This is a genomic window from Opitutus sp. GAS368 (genome assembly GCF_900104925.1).
Taxonomy (GTDB): domain Bacteria; phylum Verrucomicrobiota; class Verrucomicrobiia; order Opitutales; family Opitutaceae; genus Lacunisphaera.
The window spans coordinates 4,081,549-4,098,688 of sequence record NZ_LT629735.1; the positions used below are offsets into that span (position 1 = coordinate 4,081,549).

Below are 17,140 nucleotides of genomic sequence, written 5' to 3' on the forward strand. Positions count from 1 at the left end.
ACGCGGGCGAGGTCGCCCGCGCTCCAGCTCTTCCGTCCTGGAGCCACGGCGACCTCGCCGTGGAATCTCAAGACCAAGCCGGAGCAAGCTCCGGGGCATTTGATGAAGACCGCCGCCAACTCATCGTGCCCATCCCCATCCATTCCATTCCTTGTAGGAGCCTGCTTGCAGGCGATTCCGAGTGCTCATCGACGGACCGTAAACAAGTTCGCCTGCAAGCAGGCTCCTACACTCCGACCAAGCCGAGGCCAGCTCCGGGGTATTGGATCCACCGCGAATAAAAAGGCCGGCGCGTTGGCGCCGGCCATATCGTGGGGAAATCCACCGCGTTGCGCCGCAGTTTACTTCACCCCGGCGGACTTGAGCGTGTCGGCCATGTAGGCGCTGAAATCGGCCTTCAGCTTTTTTATCGAGTCGAGGTGGATATACATCATGTGGCCGGCCTCATAGTAGGTCAGCTTGATGTTGTTCCGCACCGCCGGGTCGAGGCCCATGTGCTTCACGGTGTATTCCGTGGCAAAGAACGGCGTGGCGAGGTCGTAATAGCCGTTGGCGATCCAGACCTTCAGAAACGTGTTCTTCGTCATCGCGGCCTTCAGGGTCTGGGCGACATTGAGGTATTGGTTCTGCGCGTTGGCGTAGCTCCACGGCTGCACGTTGCCCGTGAGGATGTCGTAGGGCAGGTCGTTCTCGTATTTCAGCTCGCGGCGGGCGTAGTCGTTGAACGCGTTCGTGTAGCCGCCGTTGATGGCCTCGAGGCTCGGGTCGAAGAAGCCGGCCGCCCCGCCGATGCCGCCATCGCCGCCCGCGCCGGGCGCGATGCCGCTGATGCGGCTGTCGAGCCGGCCGATCGTGCGGTTTTCGTCCTTCCGCAGCTCGGTGACGAACTGGAAGATGTTCACCCGGAGGTTCTGCTTCGTGATGTAGTCGAGCGGGAGGCCGGTGAGGGAGGCCAGTTCCTTGGCCGTCTTGTCGCGGTCGGCGGCGGACAGGCCGTCGCCCTGCATGAGCGCGAGCGTGTAGTCCTTGGCGGCGAATTCCTTCGCGCGGGCCAGGGTGGCCTGCAGGTCCTTCGCGTAGTCGCCCTTGAGCTTGCCGTGGTAGAAGGCGGCGGCGCTGTAGGTCGGCAGGAAGAGCTGATACGGCAGGTCGTTGCCCGGGGCGAAGCTCGCCGTCTCGAAGTTCATGATCGAGGAGATCAGGATGATGCCGTTGAGGTAGAGGGTGTATTTCTGCTGCAGGTAGTCGGAAAGGCCGGCGGCGCGCGTCGTGCCGTAGCTTTCGCCGACGAGGAACTTCGGCGAGGTCCAGCGCTCGTTGCGCGTCGTCCAGAGCCGGATGAAGTCGGCCACCGACTCGATATCACCGGTGAAGCCGTGGAATTGTTTCGCGTCAACGTCCTTCGCGGGGCGGCTGTAGCCGGTCGTGACCGGGTCGATGAACACGAGGTCGGTCTCGTCGAGCCAGGAGAACTCGTTGTCCTGCCACTTGTAGGGCGGCGGCAGCGACTCGCCCTTGTCGGTCATGACAACGCGCTTCGGCCCGAGGGCGCCCATGTGCAGCCAGATGGACGCGGAACCGGGGCCGCCGTTGAAGGAGAACATGAGCGGGCGCTTCGCGGCGTCGGGCTCGTCGGACTTGGTGTAAGCGACGAAGAAAATGTTGGCGCGGGGCTTGTCCTTGTCGTCCTTGAGGACGAGGTAGCCGGCGGTGGCCTTGTATTTGATGACCTTGCCGTTGATCGTGATCTCGTGCTCGGTCACCGAGAGCTTGGGTTCCTTCACCTCGGCGGGCGCAGCGGGTTTGTCGCCGCCCTTTTCCTTTTCCTTCGGTTCGTCCTCCGCCCGGGCGGTGAGGACCAACGACAGCAGCAACAGACACGGTAGCAGGCGTAGTGTTTTCATAGGGGATATGACACCCGAGCGAATGCCGCGCCCGCGCAGGAGGCAACAGGAAATCCTGCGGCCGGAAGAACAGGCGTGAAACCTTCCGGGAAAAACGGCGTCTCTTCGGGACACTGACTGTCTGCGGGCGGGCGTGATTGCCTTCGCCCGACGGATGCGCTCCCTTGATTCTCCGCTGCATGAAAAAAGTCCTCTTTGCCCTCATCCTCCTCGGTCTGGTCGCGGCCGGCTATTTCTATTACATCCGCTACGTCGAGGAGGCGAAGGCACCTGAGTTTTCCACGACGACGGTGTCCAAGGGCGCCCTCACGCAGACGGTCACCGCGACGGGCGACCTCGCCCCGGTGCTGAACGTCAATGTCAGCAGCCAGATTTCCGGCAACATCCTCAAACTCTACGTGGATTGGAACTCGCCCGTGAAGCAGGGCCAGGTACTCGCCGAACTCGACCCCTCGAGCTACAAGACCGCCCTGCTCCAGTCGGAGGGCCAGCTCGCCAACGCCAAGGCCAACTATCAGCTCATGCTCGCCAACGCCAGGCGCTCGCGGGAGCTTTTCGCGAAGAATCTCATCGCGCAGAGCGACCTCGACACCGTGGAGGCCCAGCTCGCCCAGGCCGACGCCCAGGTCCAGATCCAGAACGCGAACAACGAGACGGCCAAGGTCAACCTGAGCCGTTGCACCATCTACTCGCCGATCGACGGCACGGTGATTTCGCGCCAGGTCGACGTCGGCAACACCGTCGCCGCCAGCCTCAGCGCGCCCACGCTCTTCATCATCGCCAATGACCTTCGCAACATGCAGATCGACGCCGCCGTCTCCGAGGCGGACATCGGCAACATTGAGGTCGGCCAGGCGGTGAACTTCACCGTCGACGCCTATCCCAACCGGCAGTTCCGCGGCACCGTTTCCCAGATCCGCAATTCGCCGAAGACCTCGCAGAACGTCGTCATCTACGACACCATGATCGACGTCCGCAATGACGACCTGAAGTTGCGGCCGGGCATGACCGCCAACGCCTCCATCGTCGTCGCCAGCCGCCCGAACGCGTTCCGCATCGCCAACAGCGCGCTGCGCGTCCGCCTGCCCGACGGCGTGACCGCGCTGCCGGTGGCCGACGCCGTCAAGCCCGGCGCCACCCCGGTCGAGGGCGCCACGCGGCCCGCGACCGACGAGGAGCGCCGCAAGCTGATGGCCGACGCGGGCTTCGTCCGCGGCAACGGCCCGCCCTCCCCCGAGGTCATCGCCAGGATCGCCCAGCTGGCCAAGGAACGCGGGCTCGAGTTGCCCGCCTTCGGCGGACGCGGCGGCGGCAATCGCGATGCCAGCAGCAACGCGCCCGTCACGCGCACCCTCTACAAGCTCGTGGGCGACCCGAAGGACGGCCGGCTCCAGGCCGTGAACGTGAAGCTGGGCATCACCGACAGCATCGTCACCGAGGTGCTCGACGGCCTGCAGGAAAAGGACGTCGTTGTCACCGGCGTGAGTCTGCCCAGCGCCAAGGCACAGGCCCCGCAGGGCAACAACCCCTTCAGCGGCGGCCGGCGTTTCTGATCCCCAGCCTCCCCCGACCGATGGCCCCCGTCGTTCAGCTCAAGGACATCCATAAGATCTACGACTCCGGCGAGGTGAAGGTGCACGCCGTGCGCGGCATCTCGCTCGAGCTCCAGCGCGGCGAGTTCATGGCGATCATGGGCGCCTCCGGCTCCGGCAAGTCCACCCTCATGAACACGCTCGGCTGCCTCGACCGGCCGACGAAAGGCACCTATCTGCTCGACGGGGTCGACGTCAGCGGCCTCGACCGCAACCAGCTCGCCGACCTGCGCAACGAGAAGCTCGGGTTCGTGTTCCAGGGCTTCAACCTGCTCGCCCGCACCACCGCCCTGGAAAACGTCGAGCTGCCGATGCTTTACGGCAAGCACCGCGGCTCTTCCGCCAAGCTGCGCGAGCGGGCCATGCACTGCCTCGACATCGTCGGCCTCGCGAACCGCGCCGACCACTTCCCCAGCCAGCTCTCGGGCGGCCAGCAGCAGCGCGTGGCCATCGCCCGCGCCCTGGTCAACGAACCCCAGGTGCTCCTCGCTGACGAGCCCACCGGCAACCTCGATTCCAAGACCTCCATCGAGGTGCTGGGCGTCTTTCAGCAACTCAACGACCAGGGCATCACCATCGTCATGGTCACGCACGAGCTCGACATCGCCCACTACTGCCGGCGCAACCTCATCGTCCGCGACGGCAAGGTCGTGAACGACATCCAGGTCGCCAATCGCTTCATCGCCGACGTCGAGCTGAAGAAGATCCTCGAGGCCGAGGCCGCCGCGAAGCTCACCGGCTCCGACTGACCCCATGCGCATCGGCTCCACCGTCACCGTTTCCCTCCGGGCCCTCCGGCGCAACACCATGCGCTCCATCCTTACCGCGCTGGGCATCATCATCGGCGTCGGCGCCGTCATCGCCATGGTCAGCATCGGCAACGGCGCGAAGTCCACCGTCGAGGCGCAGATCGCCAGCCTCGGCCAGAACGTGCTCCTGATCTTCTCCGGCAGCTTCAACCAGGGCGGCGCGCGCAGCGGCGCCTTCGGGGCCGGCACGCTGACCATCGAGGACGCCGAGGCCATCGCCCGGGAGACGCCCAATCTCGCCGGCATCAGCCCCGAGGTCCGCGCCAACGCCCAGGTGCTCGCCAACGGCCTCAACTGGTCCACCAACATTTTCGGCGAAAGCGCCGACTACCTGAACATCCGCCAGTGGCCGCTCACGGAAGGGGCCATGTTCTCCGACCAGGACATCCGCAGCGTCGGCAAGGTGGCCGTCATCGGCCAGACCATCGTCAAGCAGCTCTATCCCGACGGCGACCCCATCGGGCAGACCCTGCGCATCCGCAACCAGCCGTTCCGCGTGATCGGTGTCCTGCTGGGCAAGGGCCTCTCGGTGCAGGGTTCCGACCAGGACGACGTGGTCATCATTCCCTACACGAGCGCCATGAAGCGCGTCACCAAGCAGACCATGCTGCGCTCGATCAACGTGCAGGCGGCCACGGCCGACACCATCGACGACGTCCAGAATTACATCACCGCGCTGCTCCGCCAGCGCCACCGCACGACGGAGCAGACCGACGACTTCACCGTCCGCAACCAGCAGGAGATCGCGGCGGCCGCCACCGCCACCTCCCAGACGCTCACGCTGCTGCTTGCCGCCATCGCCGGCGTGTCCCTCGTCGTCGGCGGCATCGGCATCATGAACATCATGCTCGTGTCGGTGACCGAGCGCACGCGGGAGATCGGCATCCGCATGGCCGTCGGGGCGCACGGCAGCGACGTGCTGCTGCAATTCCTCATCGAGGCGGTCATCCTCAGCTCGATGGGCGGCATCATCGGCATCCTGCTCGGCATCGCTTCTTCGCAGCTCGTTTCCAAATTCAACGGCTGGCCGGTGCTGGTGTCGACCAGCTCGATCATTGTCGCCTTTGTGTTCAGCGCCGCGGTCGGCGTGTTCTTCGGCTTCTATCCGGCGCGCAAGGCCTCCCAGCTCGATCCAATCGACGCCCTGCGCTACGAATAGGCGCGGGGCCGCGGTCTTTTCCCAATCGCGGGATTCAGGACTCCCGCGATTGGTGGAATCCGGGATTGGCCAAACGACGCAGGCGACCAGCCCGGACGGTTTATCTGCCTGCGAGCTTGGTGGTTAGGCGTCGCCCGGGAAAGTTGGCACGGCGCGAGCAATGATCGCGGCCTCAACCCAACTTCCTCCATGAAGAGCCATCAACAGTTTCTCCCGATCGTCCTGCTCACCGGCACCGCCGGCCTCGCTGTCTTCGTTCTCGCCAACACCGAACTCGCCGCGCGTTTCCCGTTCGAACCTTTTCTTGCGGTGCTTGCCTCCCTCGCCCTGATCCGCTTCGCGTTTTCCGACTACGCGCGCCGCCCGAAACCGCTGCCCTTGCCGGCCACGGTTCTGCGTCCGGTGCCGCGCCGCACGGTGCGCGCGTCGGCCTGCGTCGGGCGTGTCGCCGCTTGAAGCGCAGCATCATGAGTGGATACAGCCTTGACCGCCGCAGGCGCGGCGAAGGCTGATGCCCTCTTGACACTTACCACCCGTCACTTGTCACTTCCTGCAATGGCCGCCAACGATCCTGCACCCCACCGCATCCTGGTTGCGGACGACCAGCCCGACGTGCTCGAAGCCCTGCGCCTCCTCCTGAAGGCCGAAGGCTACCAGATCGAGACCGTCAAGTCACCCGCCGCCGTGCTGAAGGCGATCGAGGCCCGTGATTTCAGCCTCGCCATCATCGATCTTAATTACGCGCGGGATACGACGTCAGGCCAGGAAGGCCTGGACCTGCTCGCCAAGCTGCAGGCGGCCGATGTCACCCTGCCGGTCGTGGTCATGACGGCCTGGGCCAGCGTCGAGATCGCCGTCGAGGCCATGCGCCGCGGGGCCAAGGATTTCATCACCAAGCCCTGGGAAAACCCCCGCCTCCTGACCATCGTCAAGACCCAGATCGAGCTGGCCGGCGCCGTCCGCGCCTACCGCCGTCTCGAGCAGGAAAACCAGATTCTCCGCGGCAAGGGCGGCCCCAACCTCATCGCGCAGTCCGCCGCCATGCGCCCGGTGCTGGAGATCATTTCCCGGGTCGGCCCGTCCGATGCCAACGTTCTCATCACCGGCGAAAACGGCACCGGCAAGGGTGTCGTCGCCCAGGCGCTGCACGCCGTGTCCGTCCGCGCCGGCAAGGCTTTCATCGCCGTCAACATGGGCGGCCTGCCCGAGGGCGTGTTCGAGAGCGAACTCTTCGGCCATGTCCGCGGCGCGTTCACCGACGCCAAGGTCGACCGCGCCGGCCGCTTCGAACTCGCCGACAGCGGCACGCTGTTCATGGACGAGATCGGCAACATCCCGATGAGCCAGCAGGCGAAGATCCTGCGCACGCTCGAGACCGGCGAGTTCGAGCGCGTCGGCTCCTCCCGCACCAGCCGCACCAACGTCCGCCTCATCTCCGCCACCAACTCCGACCTCAACGCCGAGGTCGCCGCCGGCAAGTTCCGCCAGGATCTCCTCTTCCGGCTCAACACGATCCACCTCCACCTGCCGCCGCTGCGCGAGCGCCGCGAGGACATCCCGCTGCTCGCCCAGCATTTCCTGAAGGCCCACGTCGCCCGCTACAGCAAGCCGATCACCGGCTTCGACGATGCGGCGCTCGAGGCGATGAAGAATTATTCCTGGCCCGGCAACGTCCGCGAGCTCGACCATTCCGTCGAGCGCGGCGTGCTCATGGCGCAGGGCAAGGTCGTGCGCGCGCCCGATCTCGGCCTGAACGCCGGCCAGTCCGCCCCGCGCCTCGAGGACATGAGCCTCGAGGAGGTCGAGTCCTTCCTGATCAAGAAAACCCTCGCCCGCTGCGACGGCAACGCCCGCAAGGCCGCCGAGGAACTCGGCCTCAGCCGCAGCGCGTTCTACCGGCGCCTGGAGCGCTACAAGCTGTAAGCTATAAGCTTTAAGCGGTAAGCTTCCTGAGCCAACTTGCGTGTAAGTGAAAGACTATCGCAAGATTCAGGCCTGGCAGCGAAGTCACGCGCTTACTCTTGAAATCTACCGGCTGACCAAGCTTTTCCCCAAAGACGAAATGTTTGGGCTCACCAGCCAGATGCGCCGCGCGTCTTCCTCTATTCCGGCAAATATTGCCGAGGGTGCCGGTCGCGATGGTGACGCAGAGTTGAAGCGCTTTTTGATCATCGCGCTCGGATCGGCCTCCGAACTCGACTATTTTATTCTGTTGAGCGGTGAGCTCGGTTACATTGAACCATCGTCGGCAAGGAAAGTTACCGGCGAGATTCTGGAGATCCGCCGCATGCTCGGGGGGTTCATTCAGAAGCTTAAGGCTTAAAGCTTACCGCTTATCGCATGGCAAAGCCATCCCAGCGCCGCACCGCCCACGAGCAACGCGTGTTCTACTACACGCTGCTCAGCGGCCTGCCGGCGGTCGCGACGGTGATGTGGATCCTCTGGGCCGGCGACTACGAGGCCAAGGTCCAGTGGACGGTCACGCTGTTCATCGCCCTGACGTGGCTGGGCTTTGCCCTGGCCGTGCGCGAACAGGTCGTCCGGCCGCTGCAGACCATGGCCAACCTGCTCACCGCGCTGCGCGAGGGCGATTTCTCCGTCCGGGCCCGCGGCGCCAACCGCGACGAGCCGCTGGGCGACGTGCTCGCCGAGATCAACATGCTCGGCGGCGTGCTCCAGGAGCAGCGCCTGGGCGCGCTCGAGGCCACCGCCTTGCTCCGGACGGTCATGGAGGAAATCGATGTCGCCATCTTCGCCTTCGACGCCAACGAAACGCTCCGCCTCGTCAACCGCTCCGGGCAGGAGCTGATCGCCCAGCCCGCCGAGCGCATTCTCGGCCGCCAGGCGGCTGATCTCGACCTCGCCGATTGCCTGGCCGGGGAAGGCACCCGCGTGCTGAGCCGCACCTTTGCCGGTGGCGCCGGCCGCTGGGGGATGCGGCGCACGAGCTTCCGCGAGGGGGGCCTGCCGCACAAGCTGGTGGTCATCGCCGACCTCAGCCAGCCGCTTCGCGAAGAGGAATTGAAGGCCTGGCAGCGCCTCGTGCGCGTCATCGGCCACGAGCTGAACAATTCGCTCGCGCCCATCAAGTCCATCGCCGGCTCACTCACCACCATGCTCCGGCGCCCGGCGCGCGCCGACGACTGGGAAAAGGACATGATGGGCGGCCTCGAAATCATCGAGACGCGCGCCGAGGGCCTGAACAAGTTCATGCAGTCCTATGCCCGGCTGGCCAAACTGCCCGCGCCTAACAAACTGCCCTGCGATCTTGCGCCGCTGCTGCGCCGCATCGTGACGCTCGAGGGCCGTTCCTCGGTCCAGTTGCTCGAGGGACCGGAAATCACGGTCTCCCTCGACGCCGCCCAAGTCGAGCAAGTGCTCATCAATCTCATCAAGAATGCCATCGAGGCCGCGCCCGAGGCCGGGCCGTCGGCTGCCCCGACCGGCTGCGTCCGCGTCGGCTGGCGCAAGGCTCCCGGCCAGGTTGAGATTTTCGTCGAGGACGACGGCCCCGGCATTGCCAATCTCCAGAATCTTTTCGTGCCGTTTTTCACCACGAAACCTTCCGGTTCCGGCATCGGCCTCGTCCTGTGCCGGCAAATCGCGGAAAATCACGGCGGCACCCTGACGCTGGAAAATCGCGAGGGCACCACCGGTTGCCTCGCCCGCTTGCGTCTGCCGGCCTAAGGCACGTCTTCAAAGTGCCTTGTCATCGCGAGGCCCGCGGCCGCGAGCCATGGCGATCCAGCGGGATTGCTTCGTCCTTTCGCAGGGTGTGACTCCTCGCCATGACCCTTTGAAGACGTTCCCTGGCCAGAGGGGCCGGACGGCCGGCTGCCGGCGGCTCGCCCGGGCCGCGTGACGCCGGGGTTTGGCCGCACATTGGCTTTAGCTTGGCTTTGGCCTGGCTTTAGCTTGGCTTTAACTTGGCTTTAACTTGGCTTTGGCCTGGTTTTCGCATTACGGAACATAAAGCCCGCTCTCCTCCGTCCGGTTTCTCGGAATTTGGAAACGTGCCTTGGCTACCCGGACTTCCGCTCGGTCGTTTGGCATCCCATTTTCGGGACAGTCATATCCCGCCTTCGCTCTGATGTGCCCTGCTCAGCATCTTGTCGTCATTCGTTTACGACTCACCACCAGCGGTTTATAGCTATCTGAGTGCTTGGCATGAACGTTGCAAATGGGGCCGGCAACTTACCACCGCATGGACATCGCCCGCCCCAACGCCGCCAAGGAAAAACGCAGGAAACGCCTCATCTACGGATCCGTCGCCGCTCTGGTCCTCATCGGCATCACCGTCGCCCTCTCGCGGCTGAAGCCCGCCGCCCCCACCGTGGAGCGCAACCTGGTGTGGATCGACACCGTCAAACGCGGCCCGATGGTCCGCCAGGTCCGTGGCCTCGGCACGCTGGTGCCCGAGGAGATTCGCTGGATCTCCGCCCGCACCCAGGGCCGCGTGGACAAGATCGTCCTCCGCCCCGGCGCCATCGTCGAGACCGGCAGCCTGATCCTCGAGTTGCGCAACCCCGATGTCGTCTCCGCCGCCGCCAACGCCAACTCCCAACTGGCCGCCGCCGAGGCCCAACTGGCCAACCAGCGCATGCAGCTCGAAAGCCAGCTGCTGGCCGCCGAGGCCGAGGCCGCTCGCGCCAAGTCCAACTTCGAAACCACCAAGCTGCGGTCCGACGTCCAGGAGCAGCTCTTCCGCGACGGCTTGGTCTCCGAGCTCGACCTCAAGCTCGCCCAGGCCACCGCGGCCGACGGCGCCATAAGCAATGCCATCGAGCAAAAGCGCTACGTTTTCGCCAAGGATTCCATCAAACCGCAGCTCGCCGTGCAGGAAGCCGAGGTCGAACGCCTTCGCTCCCTCGCTCAGCTCCGCCAGGAGGAGCTGGACGCTCTCCAGGTCCGCTCCCCCATGGCCGGCGTGCTCTCCGCCCTGCCCGTCGAAGTCGGCGCCCAGGTCCAGCCGGGCTCCAACATCGCCCGCGTGGCCGATCCCTCCAAGCTCAAGGCCGAGATACACATCGCGGAGACCCAGGCCCGCGACATCGCGATCGGCCAGCTCGCCCAGGTCGACACCCGCAACGGCATCGTCGAGGGCAAGGTCGCCCGCATCGATCCCGCCGTGCAGAACGGCACCGTCCTGGTCGACGTCACCATCGTCAACGAACTCCCCCGCGGTGCCCGCCCCGACCTTTCGGTCGACGGCACCATCGAGCTCGAGCGCCTGAACGAGGTCGTCTACGTCGGCCGCCCGGCCTTCGGCCAGGAGAAGAGCACCGTGGGCATCTTCAAGCTCGTCGAAGGCAGCAACGACGCCGTCCGCACCCAGGTCCAGCTCGGCCGCAGCTCGGTCAATACCATTGAAATCGTCGGCGGGCTCCAGCCCGGTGACCGCGTGATCCTCTCCGACATGTCGCCGTGGGACTCCAACGACCGCGTCCGGCTCAATTGATCTCAAATTTGAAATCCCAGATTGCAGATTCCAGCGTCATGTGCCCCGCCCTCATCCTCGCCCTCCTGACCGTCCTCGTTGCCACCGACGACGGCGCCCGCGGCTAAATTCCTGTAACCGCCACGCCCCATCGCGTGTTAGTAACCCATTAACCCTGTCTCCTCACCCAAATGACCACCGAAAATCCCTCCCTGATCAAACTCGACGGCGTGACCAAGGTCTTCCTCACCGATGAAGTTGAGACGCACGCCCTCTCCGGCATCCACATGGACATCCGCAAGGGCGAGTATGTCTCCATCGCCGGCCCGTCCGGCTGCGGCAAGTCCACCCTGCTCTCGATCCTCGGCCTGCTCGACACGCCGACCGACGGCACCTACGTCCTCAACGGCCGCCCCGTCCAGGGCCTGACGCTCCCCGAGCGCGCCCGCATCCGCAACCGCGAGATCGGCTTCATTTTCCAGTCCTTCAATCTCATCGGCGACCTCACGGTCTATGAGAACGTCGAGCTGCCCCTCACCTACCGCGGCATGCCCGCCGGCGAGCGCAAGACCCGCGTGACCGAGGCCCTCGAGAAGGTCGGCATGGGCCACCGCGCCAAGCACCTGCCCTCCCAGCTCTCCGGCGGTCAACAGCAGCGCGTCGCGGTCGCCCGCGCCCTCGCCGGCTCCCCGGCCGTGCTGCTCGCCGACGAGCCCACGGGCAACCTCGATTCGAAGAACGGCGACGCCGTGATGGAGCTGCTCCACTCGCTGCACCGCGCCGGTTCCACCATCGTCATGGTCACGCACGACACGCGCTTCGCGCGCCACGCCGAGCGCACCATCCACGTGTTCGACGGCCGCGTCGTCGAGGAGCAGGTCGAGGCCGGCTCCGCCCACTGAGTCCTTTCGCCGGCGCACCGCCCTCAGTCGGCGCGCCGGTCCCCCAACACACTGACCGACTTGCACCTCCGCCATCCGCGCCTGACAGCAACCTTTCGGTGGTCTCTGCTTCAAGTGCGCCCTGGCGGCGGTGCCTTTTAATAAAAACGCCATGTTCCAGGACCTGCGTTATGCGTTCCGCCAGCTGGCCAAGCACCCGGGCTTCACGCTCATCGCGCTGCTGACCCTCGCGCTCGGCATCGGGGCCAACGTCGCCATTTTCTCGGCGATCAACACTCTGTTCCTGCGCCCGCTGTCCTTCACCGAACCGGCGCGCCTCGTTCGCGTCTGGGGCGCCTTCGCCGATCGCGGCCTCGACCAGGCGAATCTTTCCTACCCCCGCTTCGAATATTTCCGCGATCAGATGTCGGTCTTCACCGACCTCAGTGCACAGTCCTTCACCGGCTTCACCATCACCGGCCGCGGCGACCCGACCCAGGAGCAGGCGGCCCGCGTCAGCGCCAACTTCTTCACCATGCTCGGCGTGCAGCCGCAGCTGGGCCGCGCCTTCCGGCCCGAGGAGGACAAGGCCGGCGGCGCCAATGTCGCCCTCATCACGGACGAATACTGGCAGAAACACTACAACCGCGATCCGGGGGTCATCGGCGGGGGCCTCACGCTCGACGGCCGCGCCTACACGATCATCGGCGTCCTGCCGGCCTCCTTCCAGTTTCCCAACGGCGGCATTCCGCTCTGGACGACGCGCCCGTTTGAGCAGGAAGGCATTCCCTATGACCTCCTGCAGCGCGGCACGGGTTTCCTGGTCGTCACCGGCCGGGTCAAGCCCGGCACCACCCTGGCCCAGATCAACGAGCAGCTGAAAACGGTCAGCGCCCGCTACGGACAGGCGAACCCCGAGAAGGTCGACTCCAACGCCGGCATCTTCGCCCGCTTCCTCCAGGACGACCTGGTGGGCAACCAGCGGCCGACGTTCTTCGTGCTGCTCGCCGCCGTCGGCGTCGTGCTGCTGATCGCGTGCGCCAACGTCGCCAACCTCTTCCTCGTCCGCCTGACCGCGCGCCGCAAGGAGATCGCCGTGCGTACGGCCCTCGGCGCCACGCGCGGCGGCATCGTCCGGCAGTTCCTCACCGAAAGCACGTTGCTCTCCATCCTCGCCGGCGCCCTCGGCTGCCTGCTGGCCGTCTGGGCTGTCGGCGTCCTCTCCCGCGCCGCGGCCGACCTGCTGCCGCGGGCACGGGAGATCACCATCGACGTGCCCGTGCTCGGCTTCGCGCTGGCCCTTTCCGTCCTGACCGGACTCGTCATGGGCTTCGTGCCCGCGTGGCAGGCCTCGCATGCCGATGTCAACGAGACGCTCAAGGACGCCACCCGGGGCAACACCGGCGGGCGCGCCGCGGGCCGGCTGCGTTCGGCCCTGTTTGTCGGCGAGGTCGCCCTCTCCCTCGTCCTGCTCGTCGGCGCCGGCCTCCTGCTGCGCAGCTTCGCCCGGCTGCAGAACGTCTCCCCGGGGTTCCAGACGGAAAATATCGTGACCTTCAACGTTCAGCTTTCTCCGGGCCAGTATCCCGACACCGCGCGCCAGACCTCCTTCTATCAGCAATTGAACGAACGCCTCGCGACGCTCCCGGGCGTCACGGCCGCCGCAGGCATCAATCAGCTGCCGGTCGTATCCGGCGGGGGCACCCGTTCCCCGTTCGCCCTCGAGGGCCAGGCCATCCCGCCGATGAACGAACGCCGGATCGCCATCCGCGCCAATTCCATTCCGGGCTACTTCGCCACCCTCGGCATCCCGTTCAAGGCCGGCCGTGATTTCACCTGGCGCGACGTCGGGAACCAGCCGAATGTCGTGATCATCGGCGAGTCCACCGCGCGCCGGCTCTTCCCGAACGGCGGGAATCCCATCGGCCGCCGGCTTATCACGGGCATTGCCTCCATCCCGCGCGAGATCGTCGGCGTGGTCGGCGATGTCCGCGCCCAGGACCTCATCACCGCGCCAGGCGACACCCTGTATTATCCGACGGCACAATTGGGCGACGAGTTCCTCTCCTTTGTGGTCCGCACCACCCGGCCCGCCGCCAGCATGCGCGAGGAAATCAAGGCCGCGGTCCATGCGTTCGATCCGGGTCTGCCGGTCGACGAGGTGCGCACCTTCGCCAGCCTGCTCGCGGATTCCATCTCGGACCGGCGCCTGGTCATGGCCCTGGTCGGCGGGTTTGCGCTGCTCGCCCTCCTGCTCGCCGGGCTGGGCATCTACGGCGTCATCTCCTATTCCGTCAGCCAGCGCACCGGCGAGATCGGCGTGCGCATGGCGCTCGGGGCCTCGCCGGCCCTCATCATCGGACTTGTCCTGCGCGAGGGCCTGCGGCTCACCGTCGCCGGCCTCGTCATCGGCCTGCTCGTGGCCTTCGGGCTCACCCGCCTGCTCGCCTCGCAGCTTTATGAGGTCAGCCCAACCGACCCGCTGATCTATGCCGGCGTCTCCCTGTTCCTGGCCGCCGTGGGTTTCCTGGCCTGCTGGATCCCCGCCCGCCGCGCCACCAAGGTCGACCCGCTGGTGGCGCTGCGCTCCGAGTAAATCGTTCCCCCCTTTCCCCAACCCAGCCGCCAAGCTTGGATTACAAGAAAGATTAAGAGAACGATCCCCTTGCATGCTCACCGATCTGAAATACGCCCTTCGCTCGCTGCTCAAGACTCCCGGCTTCGCCGTCATCGCCATCGCCACGCTGGCGCTGTGCATCGGGGCCAACAGCGCCATCTTCTCGGTGGTGCACGCCATCCTGCTCAAGCCCTACCCGTGGCCGGAGTCGGAGAGGCTGGTCTATGTCTACAACACCTACCCGCTGATGGGCCTGCCGAACGCCGGCGTCGCGATCCCGGACTACCTTGACCGGAGAGCCGGGGTCAGCGGCTTCGCCGACAGCGCCATGTTCACAAACATGAGCTACAACCTTTCCGCCGACGGCGAGCCTGAGCGCATCATCGGCCAGCGCGTCACGCCGTCGCTCTTCACCACGCTGCAAGCGGCGGCGGCCCGCGGCCGCGTATTCACCGAAACCGACGCCCAGCCGGGCGCCGATCACGTCATCGTGCTCAGCCACAACCTCTGGAAGAACCGCTTCGGCGCCAACCCCAGCCTCATCGGCCAGACCATCCGGCTCAACACCGAGCCCTACACCGTCATCGGCGTCATGCCCGAGAGTTTCTACTTCCCCGCGCCGCGCGTACAGGCCTGGGTGCCGTTCACCTTCCTGCCGAAGGAAAAGACCGACAGCGAACGCGGTTATGAATACTCCTCCATGATCGCCCGGCTCAAGCCCGGCGCCACCGCCGAATCCGTCCAGCGCGACCTCGACCTCATCCAGGCGCGCAACGCCGAGCGGCTCACCGACTCCCGCGAATTCTACAAGACCAGCGGCTTCGGCGGCCGGACCATCGGTTTCCTCGAGCAGAACGTCGGCAACATCCGCGGCATGCTCTGGCTCGTGCAGGCCGGGGTGGCCGCCGCGCTGCTCATCGGCTGCGCCAACGTCGCCAGCCTGCTGCTGGCCCGCGCCGTGGCCCGCGAGCGCGAGCTCGCCATCCGCGCCGCGCTGGGCGCCGGCCGCGCCCGGTTGATGCGCCTGCTGCTGACCGAAAGCCTCGTGCTCTTCCTCGCCGGCGGCGGCCTCGGCCTGCTGGTCGCCTGGTGGGGCGTGGACGCCTTCGGCCGCCTCGGCCTGTCCACGCTGCCGCGGGCCTTCGGCGTGCAGCTCGATTTCAGCGTGTTTGCCTTCACCCTGCTGTGCGCCCTGCTCACCGGGATCGCATTCGGCGCGCTGCCCGCGTGGTCGGCCTCGCGGGGCGATGCCGCCGCCGCGCTCAAGGAAGCCGGCACCCGCGGCTCCGCCGGCAAGCGCACCACCTTCCTGCGCGCCGCCCTGGTGGTGGGCGAGATCGCCCTGGCGGTCATGCTGCTCTCCACCGCGGGCCTGCTCGTCCGCAGCTTTGCGAAGCTCCTGCAGGAAACCCCGGGCTTCAGTCCCGGTGGCGTCATCACGGCGCGCCTCGACCTGCCCGAGGCCAAATACGACCAGCCGGACAAGCGCACGGCCTTCGCCAACGCCACGCTCGAGCGACTGCGCGCCCTGCCCGGGGTGCAGACCGCCGGCCTGACGACCGTCCTGCCCTTTACCGGCAATAACAGCTCGGGCTCCTACTCGAGCCCCGACATCGTCGTGCCGGCCGGCGCCCCGGGCCCGCATGCCCAGCAGCGTATCGTCGACCCGGGCTATTTCAAGGCGCTGGGACTCACGTTGCTCCGCGGCCGCCTGTTCTCCGCAGCCGATGCCGGGACGGCCCAGCAGGTGGTCATTGTCGACCAGCTGCTCGCCGACAAATACTGGCCCGGCCAGGATCCGATCGGCAAGCGCATCAACCGCGGCGGCGACGACGCCCACCCCGGCGTCTGGGTCATTGTCGGTGTCGTGGCATCGATCAAGTTCCAGAGTCTCGAGGAGGACGTGAAGAAAGAGACGCTCTATTTTCCCTTTGCCCAGCGGCCTGCCGCCAACCTGGTGCTGGTGGTCAAGACCGCCGGCGACCCGACGCTGCTGACCGCCGCCGTGCGCGAGGCCGTCCGCTCGGCCGACCCCGAGCAACCCGTCTTTGACATCAAGACCATGCAGCAGCGCATGGACGAGGTCGCGCAGTCGCGCAAGGCCCCGATGGTGCTCCTTTCCCTGTTCAGCGGCGTGGCGCTGCTGCTTGCCGTGCTGGGCGTCTATGGCGTGCTGGCCTTCTCGGTGGCGCAGCGCACCTCGGAGTTCGGCGTCCGCATCGCGCTCGGCGCCAGCCCCGGCGACATCGCGGCGCTCGTGCTGCGCCAGGGTGCGCGGTTGGTGCTGGTCGGTATCGCCGCCGGCCTCGCCGGCTACCTCGCGTTGAGTTCCATCGTCGGCGGGCTCCTTTACGGCGTCGCCGCCACTGATCCGGCCACACTGGCGATCGCCCCGGTTGTGCTCGCGCTCGCCGCCACCGCCGCCTGCCTGCTGCCCGTCCGCAAGGCCATCCGGGTGAACCCGCTCGAGGCCCTGCGCGCCGAGTAACCAACCATCGCTCTCGTTCTCTTACTCCTTCTCTCCGCAAACAACGGGAGAACGATTACGAGGAGGAGAACGAGAATGATTTCCCTATTGAGCATGACCTAAAGATGAGACGCGAGGCCCGGTAGGGCGAATCCTCCGGATGAGCCGTGGCACGAAGCGGCTCGTCGGGACGACTCGCCCTACCCGCTAACCGATCGATGTAACTTCAATAGGTAATCCTCAATAGTAACCTTCCGCCTCTTTGCTGAGTTAT

Annotated in this window: 12 protein-coding genes; 11 read left to right on the plus strand and 1 reads right to left on the minus strand. The window is 66.2% G+C overall.

Annotation, left to right across the window (positions count from 1 at the left end):
• Window positions 1–341: 341 nt before the first annotated feature.
• The gene (locus BLU29_RS17465) at window positions 342–1,904 is read right to left on the minus strand and encodes a peptidase S10 (protein WP_091060672.1); all 1,563 of its coding nucleotides are present in this window, start codon (window positions 1,902–1,904) and stop codon (window positions 342–344) included.
• A 179-nt stretch (window positions 1,905–2,083) separates the two neighbouring features.
• Here BLU29_RS17465 and BLU29_RS17470 point away from each other — a divergent pair, with 179 nt between their 5' ends.
• From BLU29_RS17470 to BLU29_RS17520, 11 genes are all read left to right on the plus strand, one after another.
• Window positions 2,084–3,457 carry an efflux RND transporter periplasmic adaptor subunit gene (locus BLU29_RS17470; protein ID WP_091060674.1) on the plus strand — a complete coding sequence of 458 codons (1,374 nt, stop codon included), beginning with the start codon at window positions 2,084–2,086 and terminating at the stop codon, window positions 3,455–3,457.
• Between the two features lie 20 nt (window positions 3,458–3,477).
• Window positions 3,478–4,245, plus strand: coding sequence for an ABC transporter ATP-binding protein (locus tag BLU29_RS17475; protein ID WP_091060677.1), 768 nt, complete (start codon window positions 3,478–3,480; stop codon window positions 4,243–4,245).
• Between the two features lie 4 nt (window positions 4,246–4,249).
• Window positions 4,250–5,464, plus strand: coding sequence for an ABC transporter permease (locus BLU29_RS17480; RefSeq protein WP_091060678.1), 1,215 nt, complete (start codon window positions 4,250–4,252; stop codon window positions 5,462–5,464).
• Window positions 5,465–5,653: 189 nt separating this feature from the next.
• Entirely contained in the window at window positions 5,654–5,920 is a 267-nt protein-coding gene (locus BLU29_RS17485; protein ID WP_091060681.1) for a hypothetical protein, read from the plus strand.
• A gap of 99 nt (window positions 5,921–6,019) precedes the next feature.
• Entirely contained in the window at window positions 6,020–7,387 is a 1,368-nt protein-coding gene (locus BLU29_RS17490) for a sigma-54 dependent transcriptional regulator (RefSeq protein WP_091060683.1), read from the plus strand.
• Window positions 7,388–7,433: 46 nt separating this feature from the next.
• On the plus strand, window positions 7,434–7,787 hold the full coding sequence (locus tag BLU29_RS17495) for a four helix bundle protein (protein ID WP_091060686.1): 354 nt from the start codon (window positions 7,434–7,436) through the stop codon (window positions 7,785–7,787).
• 17 nt (window positions 7,788–7,804) lie between these two features.
• Window positions 7,805–9,151, plus strand: a complete 1,347-nt coding sequence (locus BLU29_RS17500; RefSeq protein ID WP_091060688.1) for an ATP-binding protein — start codon at window positions 7,805–7,807, stop codon at window positions 9,149–9,151.
• 517 nt (window positions 9,152–9,668) lie between these two features.
• Window positions 9,669–10,922, plus strand: a complete 1,254-nt coding sequence (locus tag BLU29_RS17505; RefSeq protein WP_091060690.1) for an efflux RND transporter periplasmic adaptor subunit — start codon at window positions 9,669–9,671, stop codon at window positions 10,920–10,922.
• A 170-nt stretch (window positions 10,923–11,092) separates the two neighbouring features.
• The gene (locus tag BLU29_RS17510; protein WP_091060692.1) at window positions 11,093–11,803 is read left to right on the plus strand and encodes an ABC transporter ATP-binding protein; all 711 of its coding nucleotides are present in this window, start codon (window positions 11,093–11,095) and stop codon (window positions 11,801–11,803) included.
• A 151-nt stretch (window positions 11,804–11,954) separates the two neighbouring features.
• Window positions 11,955–14,378: an ABC transporter permease gene (locus BLU29_RS17515; RefSeq protein WP_091060694.1), complete on the plus strand. Its 2,424-nt coding sequence runs from the start codon at window positions 11,955–11,957 to the stop codon at window positions 14,376–14,378.
• A gap of 73 nt (window positions 14,379–14,451) precedes the next feature.
• On the plus strand, window positions 14,452–16,887 hold the full coding sequence (locus BLU29_RS17520) for an ABC transporter permease (RefSeq protein WP_157693974.1): 2,436 nt from the start codon (window positions 14,452–14,454) through the stop codon (window positions 16,885–16,887).
• Window positions 16,888–17,140: the final 253 nt, after the last annotated feature.